Below are 22556 nucleotides of genomic sequence, written 5' to 3'. Positions count from 1 at the left end.
CAATGAACTACCACCAATATCATCCTATTGATGTAGTCAACGGACCGGGGACACGCTGTACACTGTTTGTCTCCGGCTGTGAGCACAACTGTAAAGGTTGCTATAACCAGAGCACATGGTCTTTGCGCTCTGGTCATCCCTATACTCAAGATTTAGAAGATCGCATCATCGCGGACTTGAACGATACCCGCATACCTAAACGTGGTTTGTCGTTGTCCGGTGGTGATCCTCTGCATCCGCAAAACGTCTCTGCCATTCTTCATTTGGTGAAACGTGTTAAGCAAGAATGCAGCGGTAAAGATATCTGGCTCTGGACGGGTTATCTGCTCTCGGAACTGAGCGAAGCGCAAAAACAGGTATTGGAATACATTGATGTGCTGATAGATGGCAAATTTATCAAAGATCTTGCCGATCCGAGCCTAGATTGGCGAGGCAGCAGTAATCAAGTTATTCACTACCTCAAATCTTAAGCATAGTTTTAATGATTAGCTCCGGTTTAGGAGCTAATAACTTGCCAATAAACAAGTATCTTGAGCCGTTTCAGCGATAGTGTTACTTTGAAACTCATTACTTGAATTTCAAAAGGCTGTGACTTTCATGTTCTCTCATTTAACTGCTCCAACTCTTGACCCCATCATTTCTCTGTCGGCGGCTTTCCGCGAAGATCCTCGCGCTGAAAAAGTCGATTTAGGCATTGGTGTTTATAAAAATAGCTCAGGCGAAACGCCAATCATGCAAGCAATTTTGCAAGCTCAAGATATTGTGGCGAAAACACAGAAGTCAAAGTCGTACGTTGGCCTTGCAGGATGCGAAGAGTTCAACCAATGCATGGCGGATTTAGTGTTAGGTGATACACCAGTGCGTGATCGACTCTCCGTTATTCAGACTCCGGGTGCCAGTGGCGCATTACGTATGCTTGCTGATCTTATGCATTTTGCTCAGCCAGAAACAACGGTTTGGCTAACAGACCCTAGCTATGTCAACCACAAACCGATCATGGAAGCCGCAGGGCTTAAAGTGAAGTTTTACAGCTACTTTAGCCAAAAGACCAAAATGGTGAATGCTGATCGCATGCTTGCGGACTTGGCACATGCGGGGCCAAAAGATGTGGTTGTTGTGCATGGTTGTTGTCACAACCCAACAGGAGCCGATATTGATTTTGCGGCTTGGCAGGCGATAACGGAACTGGCACAGAAAAATGGTTTTATGCCTTTTGTAGACATTGCCTATCAAGGCTTTGGTGATGGCCTACAAGAAGATGCAAAAGGCATTCGCCATATGGCGGAGCGTGTAGAAGAGATGCTGATTACGACCTCATGTTCAAAAAACTTTGGCCTATATCGCGAACGTACTGGGGCTGCGATGGTGCTGGGAAAAAATGCGACAGAAGCAACCAATGCTAGAGGGAAACTGCTGACTTTAGCGCGCACCACCTACACTATGCCGCCTGACCACGGCGCAGCTTTAGTAAAAACAGTATTACAAAGCGATGCATTAACCATAACTTGGAAGAATGAGTTGGTTGAAATGCAACAACGTCTGTTAAGTCTTCGTAAAAGTTTATGTAACCAGTTGAGAAATCAACACAATACTTCACAATTTGATTTCATAGAAAGTCACAAAGGTATGTTTACTATGCTAGGCTTAACAGCAGAGCAAATGTTACGACTACGCGAAGACTTTGGTATCTATGGGGTTGCCGATAGTCGTATTAACATTGCTGGTTTAACAGAAAAAGACATCCCTTATGTGGCGGATGCGATAATGAAAGTTTTATAGATATTTTTCAGTTTGAGTAGGTGAACGAATGAAACAACAGTGGAAATTTTTAATTCCTTTGATGCTGAGTGGCGGTTTAATGGCTTGTTCTACAACGTCTAATGAAGGTGATGCAAAGGATCAAGCTGTTCAAGTTGAAGAACCTAAACAAGAGGTTTCTCAACCAGAAAGAGACCTTAGTAAATATGAAACCATAACCCCAAAGGTTGAGCCTATTGTTGAACCTAAGCCGGAAGTAAGACCTGAACAGCAACCAAAGCCGGATCCTAAGCCACCTATGGTGGCGGACGCTAAGAAAACAGCCGATGGTCGTTTGATTCTTGGAGAACAAGAATGGGTTTATATTACGGGCTTGAAAGAGAACTTCCGTGCGCGTATTGATACAGGTGCGACTACTTCTTCAGTAAGCGCTGTTGACGTTGTTCCATTCGAGCGTGATGGCAAAGACTGGGTAAAATTCAAGATTGCACACGATGATGTGATGAGCAAAGAGTTTGCTTTACCTGTAGAGCGTTGGGTTGATATTCGTCAGTCAAGCGCTGACGGTACACAACGTCGAGCTGTGGTTATGGCATGGATTCAAATCGGTGATTTGAAGGAAAATACCGAGTTCACTCTAACAGACAGAAGTCACCTGACTTTCCCTGTGTTGCTAGGTCGCAGCTTCTTTAAAGATGTTGCACTGGTGGATGTAAGCCGTAAGTACATCCAACCAAAGCATAAGTAAGCTTGAAATGGATAATCAAAAAGCCAGCAGAAGCTGGCTTTTTCTATTTTTACATCTTCCTACCAAGGCGTTTTTCAATTTGACGCTTTTCCCATTTTGGACCGAAGAGATTGAACACTTCGAAGGCATTTAAACCATGGTTCAAAATACCAATGCCCCAGCCTAAAGCTGGCCACCAAGCCCAAATATAGTCAGAACTGGTAAATAGGTTGATGGCGAAAAGTAGGCTGATCACCATAACGTATGTCATCAGGTGTGAGTAAAAACCCTTGATGGCTCTTACTTGGTCGATCACCGTTTGTTCTTCTTCAGTATACTTTGTGTCACTGGTCATTTCTGGCTCCTGCTGAAGTTCTTCGATACTGGTTTCAAAGACAGCAGCTAGGGATTTTAGTGACTCCAAACCAGGCTTTTGACCACGTTCAATTCTCTGAATAGTACGGATGCTTAAGCCACTAAGATCGGCCAATTGCTCCTGAGACCAACCATGTTTTAGTCTGAGTTTTCTAATAATCATTTAAAATTTCCTTCTACTGCTGTGAAACAGAGCTTACCAATTGTGTATCCAGCATATAACGTCATATAGACGACATAGTTATGACACTTCTATAAATTCAATAAGTTAGCGAATCAGGTTTTAAAGTTGAACAATCACAATATTGTGATGAATTTTGTGAAGGGTCGCTATAATCACAGCTCTCATCAAGCTGCCATGCTTCGATCCTAGACAAATTTCGACATTCTTCGCGATATTCAATCATATTAATCAGGTTAGATGTCATTAGTGAAAGGACTGTGCGTTGAGTTAGTTGGCTAGGGTAAGGGAAGCGTAGGGGAAAACAGTCACGTCATATAGTAGCCAAGTATGCCGAAGTTTGTGTTCTTTGGAATTTGTATCATTGGCCAAAATAAAAAAGCCAGTGAACAATGTCACTGGCAACAGCCTTCGGGGGGCAAAGACTTGGATACTTATAAGAAGCTAAGCTTAGAGCTTAGCTTCTAGTTTTCGCTTAACTTAAGAAGCAGTTACCGCAGATTTGTCAGTAGCACGAGCTTTGAAAAATGCGTAGCCAAAGCCAGTTACTGCTGTACCCGCTGCGATTGCTACTAGGTACATAAACACAGGAGTAATAGCACCAGGAATTGCTAGTACGAATAAACCGCCGTGTGGAGCCATCAGTTTTGCACCAAACAGCATTGATAGAGCGCCAGTTAACGCACCACCTGCCATACATGCTGGGATAACACGCATTGGGTCTTTCGCTGCAAACGGGATAGCACCTTCAGAGATGAAACATAGGCCAAGTACGAATGATGCTTTACCTGCTTCACGCTCGCTAGGTTCAAATTTGTTTTTAGCAAGGAAAGTCGCTAAACCCATACCTAGAGCCGGAACCATACCTGCTGCCATGATAGCTGCCATTGGTGCGTAAGTTTGTGAAGCCAACAGACCAACACCAAATGTGTAAGCCGCTTTGTTGACAGGACCACCAAGGTCGAAACACATCATTGCGCCAAGAATAATACCAAGTAGTACTGCGTTAGCTGAACCCATGTCGTTAAGGAACGTCGTCATCGCAGTCATGATGCCCGATACTGGTCCACCAACGATGTAGATCATAACCAAACCAGTTACTAAGCTAGCAATAAATGGAATGATAAGAATCGGTTTCAATGCTTCCATTGACTGAGGAAGAGAAACTTTATCAGCAATGAACTTCGCAGAGTAACCCGCGATGAAACCAGCAGCGATACCACCTAGGAAACCTGCGCCAGTAGAGCTTGCTAACATGCCGCCAATCAAGCCCGGTGCAAGTCCAGGACGGTCAGCAATTGAAAACGCGATGAAACCAGCAAGTACAGGGATCATAAGTGCAAATGCTGAACCACCACCGATAGTCATCAATGCCGCTGCTAGAGTACCTTCTTCTTTAAACGCTTCGATACCGAATACGAAAGACAGTGCGATGATCAAACCACCTGCTACTACCACTGGTAGCATGTGAGAAACACCTGTCATTAAGTGTTTGTACACACCTTTCTTCTCACCAGTGCTTTCAGCACTTTTTGAAGCTTCAGCTTGGGTGTAAACCGTTGCTTTTTCGAATGCGTTGTTGATCTCTTGTTCTGTTTTCTTCAGAGCAAGACCCGTACTGGTTTTGTAAAGTTTTTTGCCGTTGAAGCGGTCTAGTGGAACGTCGATGTCTGCAGCAATGATAACAAGATCAGCTTCAGCAATCTCTTGAGCAGTCAGTTGGTTTTTCGCACCAACAGAGCCGCGTGTTTCTACTTTGACTTTGTGGCCAAGACGAGAACCCGTCTCTTCCAACGCTTCAGCAGCCATGAAAGTGTGTGCAACACCAGTAGGGCATGCAGTGATAGCAACAATCTTCTTCGCGATTGCTGCAGGAGCCGCAGGTGCTTGGTAAGTTGTTGCAGCGCTTGCGCTAAGCTCAGACGCTTGCTCAACCGCTGTTTTTAAGTAAGCCGTTGGGTTACTTGTGCATGCAGAGATATCACTTTGGTAGACTTTTTTACCAACAAAGCGAGTAGTATCAACAGGTGTATTGGCTGCGATAATAACGACTTCAGCGTTGTTGATGTCTGAATCGGTAAGCTTGTAGCCTTCAATCACAGAAGAGTGACATTCCACAACGGAAGTCCAGTTTAGTGATTTTGCGGCTTGTTCAAGCAGTCCTGCAGCAATAATGCTGTTTGCAACGCCGCTAGGGCATGCAGTGATAATAGCAATATTCATAGTACGACCTTCTGTCCTTATTTGTTAGATACTTCAAAAGTACCAACTGGTTGTAATTGGATTTCTTTTTGTAGGGTGATTAGTTGAGTTTCTGAAGTCACACCCACACCTACCTGCGTAACTGCAAGGGCAGATAATGCTGTAGCGAATGTGATTAAAGATTCTTTGTCCATATTTTGCATATGACCCCAGCAAAGACCGGCAACGAGAGTGTCACCTGCACCAACAGTGCTGACAACGCTCATACGTGGTGGTTTTGCATGAAGCCATTGGCCTTGGTTTAGCCACATGGTTCCGTTGGCTCCCATTGAGACAACAATGTTTTCAATACCTTTTTCTGCAAGTTCAGCCGCCGCTGTGCGGCACTCTTCAGGAGTAACCAACTCACGACCAACAAACTGAGACAGCTCTTCATCGTTTGGCTTAATCAGCCAAGGGTGAGCGTTCAAGCCTGCTGCCAAAGCATCACGACTGCTATCGAACAGAACGCGTTTGCCTAGTGAGTGCAGTTTTTCAATCCAAGAAGCACATAAGCTTGGAGAAACACCGGTAGGCAGACTGCCTGCAAGAACAAAATAATCATGGTCTTGCGCAAGGCGAAGTAGAGTCGCTTCGAAAGCCGCGATATCTTCGTTGGTTACGTTGATGCCTGGGAAGTTGATGTCGCTGACTTCACCGCTCGCTTCAACGAGTTTAACGTTGATACGAGTTGAGCCCTGAATGCGGATGAATTCGTCATGCGCACCCATCTCTTCAAACAGCTGGCAGAACATCTCTTGATTGTCTTTGCCTAGAAAGCCAGTCACAGTAACGTCTGCACCAAGGTCACTCAGCACTTTCGCTACGTTCACCCCTTTACCTGCCGCGTGCAGTGAACCTTGCTTAACAAGGCTCACAGTGCCCACGTTGAGCGTGTCCAAGCTACCAGTAAGATCCAGCGCTGGGTTTAGGGTGATGGTGACGACTTTCGTTGTCATGGCGTTATTTTGCATAAGTCGCCCCTTAACCTTCACCTAGGCCAGCGTTGATAGCAGCACCGATAGACTCCAGCGCTTTAGCTGCATCTGGACCTTCAGCAGTGAACTGAAGTTGGTGACCGTGTTTAACACCCAGAGCAATCACTTTCATTAAGCTCTTAGCATTAACAACTTTGCCGTCACCGTCTAAGTTAGACACTTTGATTGCAGATTCGAATTTCTTCGCTTCAGCAACCAGCATCGCGCCCGGACGAGCATGAAGACCGTGTGAGTTCTTAATCTTAAATACAGCAACATTATCGCCAGTCGCTTCTGTTACCTTTTCTTCTTCCGCTTCGTTGCTGAAAAGAGCCAGTAGTTGCTCAGAGTTTGCTTTCAAGAACACGTCTTGTTCGCCAGCAAAGACTTTTTGCGACAGTGTGTTCAGCATATTTTCATGTGCGCTATTGCATGCAGCGAACGCGACAAGTGCTTTAACTGGTAAACCGTCACATTCACAAAGATTAGCAGTAGAAACGAAAGACATACCTGTGCGTTTTACCGTTTTGTCACTGCTCACAACCCATAGACCTTTACCAAGGTGAGTTGGTTTCTTAGTCACTAGGTCAGCAACGAACTCAGAGTCTGCACAGCCGCTATTCTTTAACAAACCGCCAGCCACAGCGCTCATTTGCACCATGTCACTTGCAGGGAAAAGAAGTTGAATCAGTGAAGCGTCGAAATCGGCTTCGAACTGAACTTCACCATTTAGCAGAGCAATGATGTCATTTGCAGATTTTGCATTTTTCAGTTTTTCTTCCACGCCGTCAGCAGAAAGCACTTTGGTTAACTGTTTTAAGATACCTAAGTGTTCATCTGACTTCGCAGCGATACCGATAGCAACATAAACCGTATTGTCGTCGCCCCAGTTCACACCGTTAGGGAAGTGGTGAACAGCAACACCGGTTTGTTTCACTAAATCGCGTGTGTCGGTTGTGCCGTGAGGAATCGCAATACCGTTACCCAGGAACGTAGAGTTCTGAGCTTCACGGTTTAACATGCCTTCAACGTAGCCATTGTCGACTAAACCTTTCTGGGTGAGGTCGGCAGCGATAGCGCGAATTGCGTCCAACTTGTTAGCGTGAGCTTGACTAAGTTGGATATTTTGAGTGGTTAATTGCAGCATTGTTTGCCCCTTCTTCTGTCGTAGTTAGACAGGATGATTTTTTAATTCTTTTTTATTGTAGTAACTTTTGCTTAATCTTGGCTGAAACGATTCAGCATTTGGTCCAAAAAAATTCAGCAAAGTTGCCAAGATACTTTCTTTACAATCGGGTGGTGCATCTACCGATTGTTGAGAATTTTACCGTAAACATTGACACCGTTATCAATTCCCAACTTTGCTGAATCCTTTCAGCTTTTATACTGAATCGATTCAGCGTATAATTCAACACCAATGAGGATCGAAAAATTGTTTCTATGATCCGCCGCACATAAATAGAGCAGTTGATATGACACTAGATGAAATCGCAAAATTAGCTGGAGTTTCGAAAACGACTGCAAGCTATGTGATCAATGGAAAAGCCCAGAAGTACCGCATTAGTGAAAAGACACAGCAAAAAGTGATGGCTGTGGTTAATGAATACAATTACCGCCCTGACCACGCGGCATCCTCTTTGCGAGCGGGTAACAGCCGTTCATTCGGTTTGATTATTCCGGATCTAGAGAACACCAGTTACGCTCGACTTGCAAAATTGATTGAGCAAAACTCTCGACAAGCGGGCTACCAGATTTTGATAGCTTGTTCTGATGATGATCCTGAAACTGAAATTAGTGCAGCAGAAGCGTTGGTATCAAGACGAATAGATGCTCTTTTTGTAGCAAGTTCAATTCCAAACGCCAGTGACTACTACTTAAAAATGCAAAACATGGGTACGCCAGTTATTGCGATTGACCGTCCGTTGGATGACGAATACTTCGCCTGTGTGATCAGTGAAGATTACGGTGCCGCTTACGACTTAACATCTTCGCTTTTGACAGACAATGTAAAAACTGTCGGTTTAATTGGTGCGTTACCCGAGCTGAACATTTCTCAGGAGCGTCAGCTTGGTTTTGAGTCTGCAGTTAAATCAAACCAGCGTGAATTTATGCTGGGTTATGGCGAGCACTTTAACCGTGAAGAAGGGCGCAGAGTGTTTGAACAATGGGTAAAGAAAGAGCGCTTGCCTGATGCGATAGTGACGACGTCTTATACTCTGCTGGAAGGCATATTAGATGTGTTGATGGAGCATCCTGACTTGCTGAAAAAAATTCGTTTAGCAACGTTTGGTGACAACCGCTTATTGGACTTTCTTCCAGTGAAAATCAATTCATTACCGCAGCAGTTTGAAGTGATTGCCGACAGCGCGTTGGCGCTTGCGCTAAATGCTTCAGCAAAACGCTATCAATCCGGTGTTGAGTTGGTTCCACGTCGTTTGAAAGTCAGAGCGTAAGATAAGCGCTCAAATAAATCTCGATCCTGATTGCCCTTTGATTTCGTTGATGAAATACAAAGGGTAATCATTCCTGCATCATCACTCACTCTTTGCCTTTTCAGCGTCGCATTTGCTCGTAAAACGGGTATCATATTCGGCAACTATTTTAAAAAAGTGTTCGTTGCACAGGAAAGGCATGAAGTTTCTTCACACCTCAGATTGGCACTTAGGCCGTCAGTTTCATAATGTGTCGCTACTTGAAGATCAAAGACACGTATTATCTCAAATCGTTGATTACATAAAACACAACTCGGTTGATGCTTTAGTGCTCGCCGGTGATGTATATGATCGCTCCGTTCCTCCAACACATGCAATTGAGTTGCTGGATGACGTCGTCACCAAGATTTGTGGAGAGCTTGGCGTTCCTATGCTTGTCATACCGGGCAACCATGACGGAGCAAAGCGATTAGGCTTTGCGGCGAAACAGATGAAGCAATCCGGTTTGCACATCATTGCAGACTTCGAACATATGCTTGAGCCAGTCGTTCTTACTAGTGAACAAGCCGGTGAAGTCGCTTTTTACGGTATGCCTTATAACGATCCTGAGCTGGTACGTCACTACTATCAAACTGCGGTTAGCACTCATGACGAAGCGCATCAGCATCTTTGCGGATTAATTGCCGAGCAGTTTAAACCTTCTCAGAAGAACGTATTGATCAGCCACTGTTTTGTTGATGGCGCTATTGAGTCTGAATCAGAGCGTCCGTTATCCATCGGTGGTTCTGACAGAGTCAGCCACGAACACTTTTTAGCCTTTGATTATGTGGCTCTTGGTCATTTGCATCAGCCGCAAATGAAAGGCACTGATTATATTCGTTATTCCGGTTCACTGATGAAGTACAGCTTCAGTGAGCAGCACCACAAGAAAGCGATGACTTTGGTTGAGCTTAATAAAGAAGGTTTTGTCTCTGCCAGCCAAATTCCACTCAATGCGCCTCACAACATGCGAATTGTTGAAGGCGAGTTAAACCAGATTTTAGAACAAGGCCGAACGGACCCCAATAGCCATGATTACCTGCTGGTGCGTCTGCAAGACAAGCATGCCATTCTCGACCCAATGGAAAAGCTGCGTAAGGTCTACCCAAATGTATTGCACCTTGAAAAGCCGGGTATGTTGATTGGTGTCGATCAGGAAATGGGCAAAGCTCGTCTCGCTCGCGGAGAAATGGAGATGTTTAAAGACTTCTTCTTAGAAGCCAAGCAGGAAGCATTAACAGAAGCTCAAGAGCAAGCTGTTAGCGCTGTTATCCAGTCATTGAAGCAAGGGGAATAGAATGCGTCCATTAAGATTATCGATTCAAGCATTTGGTCCTTTTGCTGGCAAAGAGGTGGTGGATTTCACTAGCCTTGGTGCATCTCCGCTGTTTCTGATAAATGGTCCTACAGGGGCAGGCAAAAGCTCAATCTTAGATGCGATCTGTTTTGCGCTTTATGGTGAAACCACTGGCAGCGAACGCACCGGCGATCAGATGCGCTGTGATTATGCAGACGCCGAACTTGTAACGGAAATTGAGTTTGAGTTTGAACTTGCAGGCCGAGTGTACCTTGTGACTCGTAGCCCAGATCAGGAAACACCGAAAAAGCGGGGCGAGGGCACAACTAAGAAAGCTCACTCCGCTACTTTGGTGGAAATCGTAGACGGCGAACATAAGCTACTGGCAAACCGTCCGAATCCCGTTGCAAAAGCGATGGTGGATTTAATTGGTCTAGATGTGAAGCAGTTCCGTCAGGTGATGGTGATTCCACAAGGTAAGTTTCGTGAGCTTTTAGTCGCTAACTCAAAAGAGCGTGAACAAATCTTTGGTCAGTTATTTCAAACACAAATTTATACCCAGATAGAGCGCGCTCTGTTTGAAAAAGCAGCGGGAATTCGCAAAGAAAAAGATGAGTTCGATAACCAGATCAAAGGTGCGTTGAATGTAGTGTCTGTGGCTTCGGAAGAAGAGTTGAAAGAAGAACAGGAAAAACTTCAACCTGAACTAAAGCAAAGCGAACAGAGCTATCAATCACTGCAACAGCAACTGGATGAAGCGAAGAAACAACGCAACTCAGCTCAGGAGCTGAAACAGAAATTTGTACAAAAGGCTGAGATTGAGAAAGCGGTAACCGAGCATCAATCTGAATTGCCGAACATTGAACAACTGCGCCAGAAAAGAGCCAAAGCAAGGCAAGCGCAGGCGCTCGATCTGCCATTTAATCAATGGATTAGTGCAACGAAGCAATTTGAGCAAGTATCAAAAAGCGTTTTAGATAAGCAGCTACAAGCGTCTAAAATTAAGATCCAATCTGAACAAAACGAAGCTGCTTTGCAGCAAGCGGTTAAGAACTCTAAACAGATTGAAAAATTGGAACAGCAGCGGTATCAACTTGAAGAGATAGGTAAAAAATACCGCATACTTGATGACAAACAAAAAGCGCTTGAGACGGCTAAGCAAGCCTTCACCAAAGCGAAAGTGGAAGAAGAGTCGTTTGAAAAGCAGCTAAAAGAGCTGGATACAGAAATTCAAAGCAAGCGAGCTGAATACGAACAAACTACTCATGCAGTATCGAGTCTAGATGCCAAGCGCTTGTCGCTAGCTAATGTGGTGGAACAGATCAAAGTTCGTCAAAGCAGCGAGCAGCTAATTGAACAACAAAGCAAACTTAAGCAAGCCGTGGCTCAGTCGGAAAAAAGATATGCCGAAGCGCAAGCCGCCACCGCTAATGCTAAGAAAGACGCTGACAGACTGGAAATGATTTGGCACACCAACCAAGCTGCTGAATTGGCGAAGTCGTTAAGCGAGGGTGATGCTTGTCCTGTCTGTGGCAGTTTGGAACATCCTCAGTTAGCAAGTTTTACCGGTGACGTGGTTACGCGTGCGGAAGTGAAAGTTGCCCGAGATGCGCAGCAGTTGTGCGCGTCAAACGAGTTAGAAGCGCTGAAAAATCATCAGTCTGCGGTATCAAATCTTGGTCAAATTGAACGTGAACTGAACCAGCTGTTAGCCAAAATTGCAGAGCAGTCGATAGCCGAACTCGCGGTGCTTGGGCAAAGCAAAGAAACGTTAGAGAAAGAGATTCAAACTCTGGCATCAATGCAGCCTCAAGCATTGAAAGCTCAGTTGGAAGCTCTGGAAGGTCGTCATTTACAAACCAAGGCTAATCTCGAAAAGTCTATTGCAGGTACAGCGGACAGCAAGCATGCAATGACGGTTTTAGAAACGGAAGTGGCTTCACTATTCGAAGGTGTTTCATCTGGTTTCGATAATGTCGAGCAGGTAAGAGCCCAATATGTCGCGGTTAAAAAGCAGATCGAAGAGCTGCAAAAAGCAGAGCAGCAGATGCAGCAACAGTTTGCTGAAACGCAGAAGCAGCTTTCAGCAATTGAATCATCATTAAATGATGCTCTGGCGCTACAGAAACAGTGGTCTGATGAAAAGCAGAGTACAGAAAAAGCTTGGTTAGAAGCGCTGTCTGCAAGCTCGTTTGAAAATCAAGACGCCTATTTAAGCGCCAAACTGGTAGAAGCGGCGATAGCCGAACTGGAATCGTCAATTCGCCAATACGAAGATAAAGGGGCATCACTGAAAACTCAGCTTGAATCGATTAATGGTGAGTTGAAAGACAAACAGCAACCTGAGTTAGAGCCTTTAGAACAAGCCTTGACGGCAAAACAGCAACAAGTCGAACAAGCGTTGCAAAGCTATACGCAACTTCGCTCGAGGATGGATAGCCTTAATCAGGTTCAACAGAAACTCAGCGCGCTTTATGCGAAGAATGAAGAGTTAGAAAAAGCCTATCAGGTGTTTGGCACATTAAGTGATATTGCAAACGGAAGAACGGGAGCGAAAGTCAGCTTGCATCGTTTTGTGCTTGGCGTGCTGCTGGATGATGTCTTAATTCAGGCTTCTCAGCGTTTGCAATTGATGAGCAAAGGCCGTTATCTGCTGAAACGTAAAGAAGAGCGTGCAAAAGGTAACACTGGCTCAGGCTTGGATTTGATGGTTGAAGACGGCTACACAGGGAAATGGCGTGATGTCGCGACCCTTTCCGGTGGTGAATCGTTTATGGCTGCGCTTTCGCTGGCGCTTGGTTTGTCGGATGTGGTGCAGTCGTACAGCGGTGGTATCCGTCTCGATACTCTGTTTATTGATGAAGGTTTTGGTAGCTTAGATCCAGAGTCACTCGATTTGGCAATTCAAACCTTAATTGATTTACAGCAGGGGGGCAGAACGATTGGCATTATTTCACACGTCAGTGAGCTCAAAGAACAGATTTCGCTAAGGCTGGATGTTGAAGCTGCGAGAACGGGCAGTTCAATTAAACTGGTTGCTTAACAATCTGAAAATTCGCCTTAAAGCGGGCGGTTTGATAAACGGCTCGCTTTCTTGTTGCGTTTAAAATCCCACAAAGTCATTCGATAGTTCCCTATCTTTCTCGAATTGCAAGTTTAGATCTTTCATTACTTGTAACTAGTTAAAATTGACTATTCTTAATGAGTAACCACATCCTTAAGTAGGCAGCGATGACTCCACTAAATGATAGAAAATTGCTGAATATTATCCGATATGCACCAGCAGTGTTCATCACACTATTTGCTGTCGTGGTTAACGTTATTCTGATCCAAAGCAATCGGGTGGAATCGGAAGAGAAGATAGAATTCATTCGCGAAAACCTTATCGAACAACAAAAACAGGCTGTTCAAGAACAAATTCAGCAAGTCTCCAATCAAATCGAAAGACAAAAGAGCCTCACCGTTAAAACCCTAGAAGATCAGTTGCGAAGCCGTGTGTATGAAGCGCACAACATAGCAACCAATATTTATCAGCAGCATAGAGAGAAACCGAAAGAAGATGTTGTCCGTATGATAAGAGAAGCTCTCCGCCCCATTCGCTTCAACTCTGGGCGTGGCTACTTCTTTATTTTCGATCGTGAAGGCATGAATGTCTTGCACAGTTATATCCCACAGTTAGAAGGGCAGTCTGTCTGGGAAACCAAAGATGTTAAAGGGACCTTGATTGTTCAGGAGCACATTGACAAAGTGAACAACTCAGGTGGTGAAGCTTTTTATCGCTGGTGGTACAGCAAGCCAGATGAAGCTCCTGATAAACATTTCGAAAAAATAGGCTTTGGTAAGTATTTTGAGCCATATGGCTGGTATATCGGGACGGGGGAGTACATTGTTGATGTACAAGCAGATATACAAGAACAAGTTATAGATTGGTTGAGTGATTACCGATATGGCAACAACGATTATGTCTTTGCGATTGATAACCAAGGGATAATTCTCTCACACCCTGAAGCGGCAATGGTTAACACTGCCGTTTCTGACGAGCTCGGCGTTCAGATAGATGAGATTCGCGCTAAAGATACAGATCGTTCCGGCTTTACTCACTACATGGCCAAATATATGCCCGGTGCGCTTAACGGTGGAGAAAAAATCAGCTATCTCAAAATGATTGATGGGTGGGACTGGACAATCGGCACTGGCTTTTATGTGCAGCGTTTTGAAGCTTATCTGGCCGAAAATATTCGTGCTCTAGAGGCCAGTAACAATGACGAATTAAAACGCATCTTGTATGCAAGTTTGATTTCCACGCTAATTATCATTGCGCTTTCACTGAAACTTGGGCGAGTGATTGGTGATCGTTTTAATCGTTTTCAGGAGCGTATAGCTAAAGATTTCAATGAGCTCAACCAAGTCAAAGATAAGCTTAAATATCTGGCGGAGCATGACTCTTTAACAGACTTACCCAATCGACTTCTTCTCAACGGCATTATCCACACTGGGATTGATTACGCTCATCACAACCAGTGTTGCGGGGCTGTAATGTTGCTGGATGTGGATGATTTTAAGAAGATTAATGATCTTCACGGGCACTCTTCAGGGGATAAACTTCTGAAGACCATCAGCCGAAAATTTGAAAGCATTCTTGGCCCTCACGATACCGTGTCACGTTTTGGTGGCGATGAGTTTATTTTCTGTTTCCCGGATCTGACGGATGACTTGGCTGCCCAAGAGAAAGTGTTGCTGATACAAAAAGTGTTTGAAGATAAGTTCATCATTGACGGCAAAGTATTGACTACCAATTGTAGTATCGGTGTGGCGATGTTCCCGCGTGATGACACCGAACCAGAAGCCTTGATTCGTAAGGCTGATGTCGTTTTGTATAAATCAAAAGCGCAGCGTAAAGGTAGCGCCATGTTTTATAACTCTGACATCAATGAAGAAATACAGCTTGATTACATGATAGAGGAAGAGCTGCGAAAAGCCCTCAAAGGCGATGAGTTCAAAGTGCTTTATCAGCCACAAGTTAACGTAGAGAGTGGCAAGATCATGGGGGTTGAAGCGCTGGCGCGTTGGAACAGTGCTCGACTAGGCCCAATATCGCCAGTGAAATTTATTGCATTGGCAGAAGACATTGGGGTGATACATGAGCTTGGTAGTTTTGTCTTCCGTAAAGCTTGTGAAGATATTCTCTCGATCAGCCCTAATGGAGCCGAGGCTATGTGCGTTTCAATCAACATATCGCCCAAACAACTGATGGAACCAATCTTTCCTGAAACCTTGGTTGGAATTACTCATGAAGTGGGAATTGATATCTCTCGCGTGACTCTGGAAATCACAGAGAACGTTTTATTGGAGGATTTAGATACGGTTGCCGAACGTCTCAATAGCATGAAGAGCTTTGGTTTTGGACTCTCGTTAGACGACTTCGGTACTGGATATTCTTCAATGAGCTATCTCAATACGTTGCCGATTACAGAAATTAAAATCGACCGCTCTTTTATTGAGAAGTTGTTAATCAGTGAGCAGACCAAGACTTTGGTAAAAGCCATTATTGCCATCGGTGAATCGTGTCAAATGACCGTTGTTGCTGAAGGAGTGGAGACGATGGAACAGTACAATGAACTGGCTGAATATGGTTGTGATGTCGTACAGGGCTACTATTTCGCACCGCCTTTGACAATAGAATCCATCGGTGAACTTTTGTGTTCTAAGCTTCAGTCGGGTTCAGAGTCGATCTAGTCTTAGGCATAGAATTCACAGTGGAAGTTCTCTAAAATAGCACCTTACTCTTTACCTTCGTACATATTGTCATGCTTAAAATATCAAACACTGTAGAACTGGCGGACTGGGAAATCGAGTTGTCAGCCATTCGGGCTATGGGCAGTGGCGGGCAGAATGTAAATAAAGTATCGAGTGCGATTCATCTGCGATTTGATGTTCAACGCTCTACCTTACCTCAAGTCTATAAAGAGAAATTACTTGCGCTTTCAGACAGCAGAATCACCAAAGAAGGGGTGATCATCATTAAAGCGCAGACATTCCGAACCCAAGAACAAAATCGAGAAGATGCGCTGAATCGTCTGAGAGAGATGATTGTCGCTGCCATGGTGGTAGTGAAAAAGCGCCGGCCAACCAAGCCTACAAAAGCATCGCAACACCGCCGTGTTGAGGCTAAGAAGCGAAATGGCACGAACAAATCTTTACGTGGGAAAGTCGTCTATTAAGCTTTTGAAGTTTCACGATTAACTGTTCTTTTCATCATGTGATCTCAGTGACACCTTTTTTCTGCATAAAGGCTATGCTCTCAACAGTCATATTGGCATGAGGGCAGAGTGATGAAATACCGACATATTTTGGTCGCGTTAGAGCTGACCGAAGAGAACAAAGTTTTGATCAATAAAGCGATCGCAATGGCGAACACTTTTAACGCGGATGTCTCATTCATCCATGTTGATGGTGCGGTTGGTGAGGTTTATAGCCAGTTAATTGATATTCAGCAGGACCCAACACAAAAGCCGCTCAATCAGCATGCCAATGATCTTCTCCATAAGTTCCAGAATTACACCAAAGAACAGTTTCCTGATTTTCCGATCAAACATTTCTGGGTTGGGACGGGCAGTTTGGGGAGCAAACTTAAAAAAGTTATTGAGCAGCATGAATACGACCTGCTTATCTGCGGGCATCATCATGACTTCTGGAGCAATATGGTTTCCTACTCTCGAGATCTGATTAACAAGTCACCGATTGATATTTTGGTTGTGCCCATGGAATCCTAACGGTTTAAGCTAGCCTTAACTTAAGTAGTAAGTTGAGAACGGAAAGATCGGATTGAAGATAAAGGATATGGAATAAAAAAAAGAGTGTGGCTTTTTGGGCCACACTCTTTTTTATTGAGTTCGAGATTATGCCGATTGAGTTGGTTTACTATTGTTTTGATTACGGTCTTGGTTTGAACCGCGATTCGGCTTTCTGTTTCCGCTTGGTTTGCCGTTTGCACTTGGCTTACCGCTTGTAGCAGGTTTGCCATTTGAGCTAGGTTTACCATTTCTGTTTGGTTTACCGCTGCCACTCGGTTTGTTGGCATTTGGCTTGTTATCCGAACTTGGTTTGTCCCCAAATCTCTTGCTGCGATGTTTGTTCTCGCCATTTGCTTTTGGCTGAGCATTTTGATTGCCATCACGATGACCTTCGCCACTTGGTTTAGGGCGCTTAGGCTTAGATGTGCTTTTAGCCGCAGGTTTGTCATCTTTGGAAGCCCCTCGAGCCGATTGGTTACCTTCTGCGTTATGCATTTTAGGCTGTTTCGGTTTTTTAGGCTTCTTCGCTTTAATAGGACGAGTATCTAAAATAGACTCAGGAACTTTGTTGCTTGGTGCAAATCCTTGCAGTTCGATACGTGGAAGCACTTGTTGAATAAGACGCTCAATAGCAAAAAGTTCAGGTGCTTCAATTGCTGAAACCAAAGTAATCGCTTTACCCACTTCACCAGCACGACCTGTACGACCAATACGGTGCACATAATCTTCAGCAACTTTAGGCAGTTCAAAGTTCACCACTTGCGGTAGCTGAGGGATATCAATACCACGAGCGGCAATATCTGTTGCAACGAGTACGCGAACTTCGCCAGATTTAAAATCGGCCAACGCTTTGGTTCGAGCGCCTTGGCTCTTGTTGCCATGAATCGGTGCTGAGCTGATACCTTCCTCATTCAGAAACGCTGAAAGCTTGTTTGCACCGTGTTTAGTTTTGGTGAAAACCAACACTTGCTGCCAGTTACCATCTTTGATCAGCTTCACCAGCATCGGTGCTTTCTTTTTCACATCCGCTGGATAAATGCATTGCTCTACAGTTCTTGCTGTTGAGTTCGCTGGGCTTACTGATATCTCAACTGGGTTGTTGACCATCGTTTTGGCTAAGGCACGAATTTCGTCAGAAAACGTTGCTGAGAACAGCAGGTTCTGGCGTTTCTTCGGTAACAAATCAAGGATCTTACGGATGTCACGAATGAAGCCCATATCGAGCATGCGGTCTGCTTCATCAAGAACCAGAACTTCCAGTTGGTCAAACTTAACGGCATTTTGGTTGTATAGATCCAACAGACGTCCCGGTGTGGCTACCAGCACGTCCGCGCCTTTACGTAAACGCAGCATTTGCGGGTTAATCTTCACACCACCAAAAACTACAGCACTTGTCAGAGGTAGGTGACTGCCATAGGTGTTGACGTTGTCTTCAACCTGAGCGGCAAGCTCACGGGTTGGAGTGAGGACCAGAGCACGAACCTGATTGCCACGAACTTTTGGACCGCGTGATAGAAGCTCTAAAATAGGCAGAGTAAAGCCAGCAGTTTTACCTGTACCAGTCTGTGCCGCTGCCATTACATCTTTTCCTTCTAATACAGCTGGAATCGCCTGTATCTGAATCGGTGAAGGAGTGGTATATCCTTTTTCTTCAATAGCTTTAAGGATTGGAGCAGATAGACCTAACGAGGTAAAACCCATATTTAATTCTCAATATTGTACTTAATTAATACTCACCACAGATAAATGATTATTGATGGCGAAAAGTGCGACATTCTGAGGCTTTCGCCCCATAGTAGCAACAGATAATTTCTTTTCGGCGCTTTTGATTGATGGATTGAAGTTGCGTTTTGCAAGGGAATTATAATTTAAGCCTATTGATATAGTGCTAAACTATTAGCTCTCAAATGTTAGGCGCACTACAAGTACTGAAGTTGATGGACGAATATCTAAAGCGAATTAATCAGCTAGAACAGCAGGTTGAAAAACTGACACGTGATAACCAGCGCTTGGAAGAAAAGCTTAATGTCGCACTCGATGGCAACGGTTTGTGTTTGTGGGAGAATCATTTACCTACTGGCAAACTCACCATATTTAATATGGAGTGGGGCAAAATGCTGGGCTTTCAGCCTCATGAGCTGGAAGCGACCGTTGAGATCTGGAAAAGCCGGCTTCATCCCGATGATTATGATTTGGCAGTGGGTGCATTCGAAGATCACATCAATGGCAAAGTAGACACTTATCAGGTGATTCATCGCATGATCCACAATGACGGCAGTACGAGTTGGGTATCTGATCGGGGCCGGATTGTCGAATACGATCAAGATGGTAAACCGCTACGAATGATGGGTACTCACATCGATATCACTAAAGAAAAGCGATATGAACTCGAACTGTCGAGATTAGCAACGTTAGATCCACTTACTAATTTGCTTAACCGCAAGGTGTTGGTTGAAAAATGCGATGAAATTTGTCGTGGCTTATTGGACCAACCCGCCTCTCTTATATTTATCGACCTTGATAACTTCAAAACCGTGAATGATCACTCAGGTCATAAAGCGGGTGACTCAGTGTTGATAAAGGTTGCGGAGTGGCTCAATCAGTACGCCCCGAGCGAGTCGATTATTGCGCGCTTAGGCGGTGACGAATTTGTCGTGCTGTGCGTGGACCATCCGAGAGAAGTGATCAGCCGTTATATCGATCAGTTGCTGACGAATGTCAGTGAACCGATGAAAGTGGATAACGGGTCGGCTCAGATCGGTTTTAGTATTGGCGTGTGTGAGTTCACCACTTCCAATTACACGTTCGAAGAGCTGTATGAACTCGCAGATAAGGCAATGTACCAAGTAAAACACAGCGGAAAAAATGGCGTGGCGTACATCAAAGCCGAGGAAAATTAGCCGCTACTATTCTTGTTTGGGAAAAACTCTGGCCAGTACATTCTGATATAACCAGCGGAAACCCACACCACCAATACGGTTGCAATGGTGAGTTCAAGAAATCCGAAATTGTGTAGCCAGTGCCAGTGTGGAAAATCTGACTCAAAAAAGGTGGTCAATCTGTGCATTGCGATAGCACTGATCACGGATGGGAAAGTGACGGCCGCGATCGAAGGCTGAAACTTCAACCGCAACAATCGTAAATAGCACAGGTAGATCAGCAGCGTCATGGTGATGGCAATACCCGCCAACGCTCCGGTTAGTATCGGGTCTGGGTCAGGGAAATTGACCAGATAGGAGGCGAGAGTTAAGTTAATCGGTGCCGCCATAATAGCCAACGTTGGTCTTGCCCTGCGTGGCAACGAACCAAAGAACACCAAGCGATACAAAACCACAGGCAACATAATAAAGTAGATAGCGACACATACCTGTACGAGTGTTTCTGAAAACAAGTTGTGTCCAAACTGCGTTCCCGCCAACGAGCTACTGATCATTCCCACCGGATATAAGAACCAGCTAGGCACGATGTTCGACATCTTGAAATTCATGAGCTGAAAGCCGAAGAACAATATCATCATGGTAAAATGCAGCATGAGCGCTAAGGCCCATAGTGGGTAGGCAATCAGTGGCGAGATAACAACTAGGTAATCGCACAGAATTAACAGTGCCATGCTCATCGGTGCCATTAGGCTACCAGAGAGAGGGTGTTTAATATCAGCGATAAAGGTTTTGTAGCTGGTTAGATACCTTGCTAACACAGGCAACAGCAGTATTGCGCCCATCGTAACCAGATAAGGGCGTACAGCAAGGCCGAACGTTGGCAGATACAGCGCCCACGCTTGACCTAAGCCAATCATGCCTAATGCAAGGGCTGCTTGAGAAGGGGGAACAGCTTGTACTTGAAGAAACCTTTTCCAGTTCAACGAAAACTCCGCATTCCATCGCCATACAGTGGTGTTATGCAGTTTTGGTGTCTGAGATTAAGGCAACACCGCTACCACTCGCTTTAGGGTGGCGATATTAACAAGTTTCGTCACTTTCTGTACGACAATAATGTGTGCGATTGTCACAAAATACGCAGCAAATTCATAACATTTAGGCGGAAGACTAAATATTAATCCTCTTTTTATTCCTGTTGTGGCAGATCTTGCTGACGCAGTTTCTCGTTCTTCAATGTACGGTTTAGAAGTTGACTGTAGATAGGTTGTCCGCCAAACATCTGCGCAAATATCACTGCGCCTAAGCCAGTGATGATCAGTGGCAGAATCAGGTTGTAGTTCCCCGTCATTTCAATAACCAGCAGGATGCCCGTAATCGGTGCTCGTACGGTGGCACAAAACAGAGCGCCCATTCCCGCAATCGCAAACATACCCGGTTCGATATCCAGCTCTGGCAATAGGCTTTTCGCGATCAGGCCAAAGGCATAGCCAAACAGTGTGCCCAGAGCCAGCATTGGAGCGAAGATACCGCCCGGAGCACCCGAGCCAAAACAGATCACAGTGGTAAAGATGCGCCCAATAAACAACAGCAGCAATATCGTAGCGCTATAGCCGCCATTTGTGACGTCTGGAATAAAGTTGATACCACCGCCCGTCAGTTCAGGAACATAAAGTAGGGTCAAACCAAAAAAACCACCAAGCAATGAGCCTGTGATCAGATAGCGTTTACGTTGGTTCTTGTGAATACGAACAAAGATGTCCTGAGACAGCGTAATGAGTCGGTTAAATATCACGCCGAAAATGCCAAACAACATACCCAGAAACAGAAACAAACCAAGCGCTTTCAACTCAGGCGCATCATATTCCGGCATGGTGATGACGGCTTCCTGACCATTGATTAAGCGAAACACAATATTGGCTGACACCGCAGAAATAATAACCGCACGGATGGAGATCAATGAGTAACGAAACTGAGGGCGCATTTCCTCTACGACAAACATGATGCCAGCAAGAGGCGCATTAAAAGCCGCTGCCAAACCACCTGCTGCACCTGATGCAAGCAGAGAGTGACGAGTGTCCTCATTCTTAACTCGAAATACATCTGAAATCATGCGGCCGATAGCGCCGCCCATTTGTACGGTTGGTCCTTCACGTCCTAGCACCATACCTGAACCCAATGCACCCATGCCGCCAAAAAACTTCACTGGAATGACTCGCCACCAACGAACAGGTCGAATTCCGTCCATTGCACCTTCAATTTCAGGAATACCAGAGCCCGCCGCTTCCGGTGCAAAGCGGTGAACAAGGTAATAACCCACAAACGCCAGTGCCGCACTGATAATAAATGCCGCTAGCCACAATGGGAGCAGGTTACCAATCTCACTTTTCAGCCATTCTGTACGCGTTTCTGAGACGAAATGAACGGCTTTTTCAAAGTAAGTGCCGACAATGCCAGCCAATATACCGACAGCTAGAGAGAGAAAGAGAACTGAGATGGGGGTTTTATCTTTAGAGAGAAATTGGTTGATAGCATCTTTTGGAACTTTTGCTAGAAGACTGTGCGTAAACTTCTCTCTGTTGGTCATTTAAAACGGGTCTCATGGTTGGCGTTATGTGAGGAATGTCAGATTATACTTACCATTACCATCAACTATAGCTGCAAAGATGCAAATTAGATTTTCATATATGACTTTGATATGAAAACAGATGTGTTTTTACCACTTTTCAAAAAGGTGATTTAGATAAAAATTTTGCTTATAAAATTGGCTGAGAAACTTGTATTTCAAGGGATATGAGCCATATTTAAATCGTAAGGCGTTTATCGATATTTCTTACGGAGGATGTGAAAAGAGCCTTA

The 22556-nt window shown here is 44.7% G+C and carries 17 protein-coding genes; 10 read left to right on the top strand and 7 right to left on the bottom strand.

The annotated features are described in order from the left end of the window. Positions 1-2 precede the first annotated feature (2 nt). The 3 genes from nrdG (at position 3) to L3V23_RS08105 (ending at position 2506) form a co-directional block, all read left to right on the top strand. Positions 3-470, top strand: coding sequence for an anaerobic ribonucleoside-triphosphate reductase-activating protein (nrdG, locus tag L3V23_RS08115; protein ID WP_102942186.1), 468 nt, complete (start codon positions 3-5; stop codon positions 468-470). 127 nt (positions 471-597) lie between these two features. After that, positions 598-1779, top strand: coding sequence for an amino acid aminotransferase (locus L3V23_RS08110; RefSeq protein WP_102965251.1), 1182 nt, complete (start codon positions 598-600; stop codon positions 1777-1779). A gap of 28 nt (positions 1780-1807) precedes the next feature. Further along, complete coding sequence (locus L3V23_RS08105; RefSeq protein WP_102954285.1) at positions 1808-2506, top strand: ATP-dependent zinc protease; 699 nt, start codon at positions 1808-1810, stop codon at positions 2504-2506. Positions 2507-2555: 49 nt separating this feature from the next. Here L3V23_RS08105 and L3V23_RS08100 read toward each other — a convergent pair whose 3' ends face one another. From L3V23_RS08100 to fruB, 4 genes are all read right to left on the bottom strand, one after another. Next, positions 2556-3023, bottom strand: coding sequence for a 2TM domain-containing protein (locus tag L3V23_RS08100; RefSeq protein ID WP_102965252.1), 468 nt, complete (start codon positions 3021-3023; stop codon positions 2556-2558). 498 nt (positions 3024-3521) lie between these two features. Next, complete coding sequence (gene fruA / locus L3V23_RS08095; protein ID WP_237292178.1) at positions 3522-5264, bottom strand: PTS fructose transporter subunit IIBC; 1743 nt, start codon at positions 5262-5264, stop codon at positions 3522-3524. Positions 5265-5281: 17 nt separating this feature from the next. Beyond that, on the bottom strand, positions 5282-6241 hold the full coding sequence (gene pfkB, locus L3V23_RS08090) for a 1-phosphofructokinase (RefSeq protein ID WP_042483396.1): 960 nt from the start codon (positions 6239-6241) through the stop codon (positions 5282-5284). A gap of 25 nt (positions 6242-6266) precedes the next feature. Continuing rightward, on the bottom strand, positions 6267-7406 hold the full coding sequence (gene fruB / locus L3V23_RS08085) for a fused PTS fructose transporter subunit IIA/HPr protein (RefSeq protein WP_237292177.1): 1140 nt from the start codon (positions 7404-7406) through the stop codon (positions 6267-6269). Positions 7407-7731: 325 nt separating this feature from the next. Here fruB and cra point away from each other — a divergent pair, with 325 nt between their 5' ends. The 6 genes from cra to L3V23_RS08055 all read left to right on the top strand — a co-directional run bounded on the left by cra (position 7732) and on the right by L3V23_RS08055 (position 16800). After that, on the top strand, positions 7732-8712 hold the full coding sequence (cra, locus tag L3V23_RS08080; RefSeq protein ID WP_042482883.1) for a catabolite repressor/activator: 981 nt from the start codon (positions 7732-7734) through the stop codon (positions 8710-8712). A gap of 178 nt (positions 8713-8890) precedes the next feature. After that, complete coding sequence (locus tag L3V23_RS08075) at positions 8891-10027, top strand: exonuclease SbcCD subunit D (RefSeq protein ID WP_102965254.1); 1137 nt, start codon at positions 8891-8893, stop codon at positions 10025-10027. 1 nt (position 10028) lies between these two features. After that, a complete protein-coding gene (locus L3V23_RS08070; RefSeq protein ID WP_237292176.1) occupies positions 10029-13070 on the top strand; it encodes an SMC family ATPase in 3042 nt (1013 codons plus the stop codon). 188 nt (positions 13071-13258) lie between these two features. Beyond that, positions 13259-15763 (top strand): cache domain-containing protein, encoded by a 2505-nt coding sequence (locus tag L3V23_RS08065; protein ID WP_237292175.1) that lies wholly within the window; start codon positions 13259-13261, stop codon positions 15761-15763. 71 nt (positions 15764-15834) lie between these two features. Then, positions 15835-16248 (top strand): alternative ribosome rescue aminoacyl-tRNA hydrolase ArfB, encoded by a 414-nt coding sequence (gene arfB / locus L3V23_RS08060; protein ID WP_102965257.1) that lies wholly within the window; start codon positions 15835-15837, stop codon positions 16246-16248. A 111-nt stretch (positions 16249-16359) separates the two neighbouring features. Then, positions 16360-16800, top strand: coding sequence for a universal stress protein (locus tag L3V23_RS08055; protein WP_237292174.1), 441 nt, complete (start codon positions 16360-16362; stop codon positions 16798-16800). Between the two features lie 126 nt (positions 16801-16926). Here the strand turns inward: L3V23_RS08055 and L3V23_RS08050 are convergent, their stop codons facing one another. After that, positions 16927-18522 carry a DEAD/DEAH box helicase gene (locus L3V23_RS08050; protein ID WP_237292173.1) on the bottom strand — a complete coding sequence of 532 codons (1596 nt, stop codon included), beginning with the start codon at positions 18520-18522 and terminating at the stop codon, positions 16927-16929. A gap of 236 nt (positions 18523-18758) precedes the next feature. On the opposite strand from L3V23_RS08050, the gene L3V23_RS08045 reads away from it, so the two are divergent. Next, positions 18759-19721, top strand: a complete 963-nt coding sequence (locus tag L3V23_RS08045) for a sensor domain-containing diguanylate cyclase (RefSeq protein ID WP_042483399.1) — start codon at positions 18759-18761, stop codon at positions 19719-19721. Here L3V23_RS08045 and L3V23_RS08040 read toward each other — a convergent pair. Together L3V23_RS08040 and clcA are read right to left on the bottom strand one after the other, a co-directional pair. Beyond that, positions 19718-20683 (bottom strand): TDT family transporter, encoded by a 966-nt coding sequence (locus L3V23_RS08040; RefSeq protein WP_237292172.1) that lies wholly within the window; start codon positions 20681-20683, stop codon positions 19718-19720. The two genes, L3V23_RS08045 and L3V23_RS08040, sit on opposite strands and share 4 nt — an antisense overlap. 203 nt (positions 20684-20886) lie before the next feature. Then, positions 20887-22284: a H(+)/Cl(-) exchange transporter ClcA gene (clcA, locus tag L3V23_RS08035; protein WP_102962512.1), complete on the bottom strand. Its 1398-nt coding sequence runs from the start codon at positions 22282-22284 to the stop codon at positions 20887-20889. Positions 22285-22556 lie beyond the last annotated feature (272 nt).

The sequence above is a fragment of the Vibrio sp. A1-b2 genome (assembly GCF_021726015.1).
GTDB classification, from domain to species: Bacteria; Pseudomonadota; Gammaproteobacteria; order Enterobacterales; family Vibrionaceae; genus Vibrio; species Vibrio diazotrophicus.
This window is presented reverse-complemented; position numbering and strand designations above follow the sequence as displayed.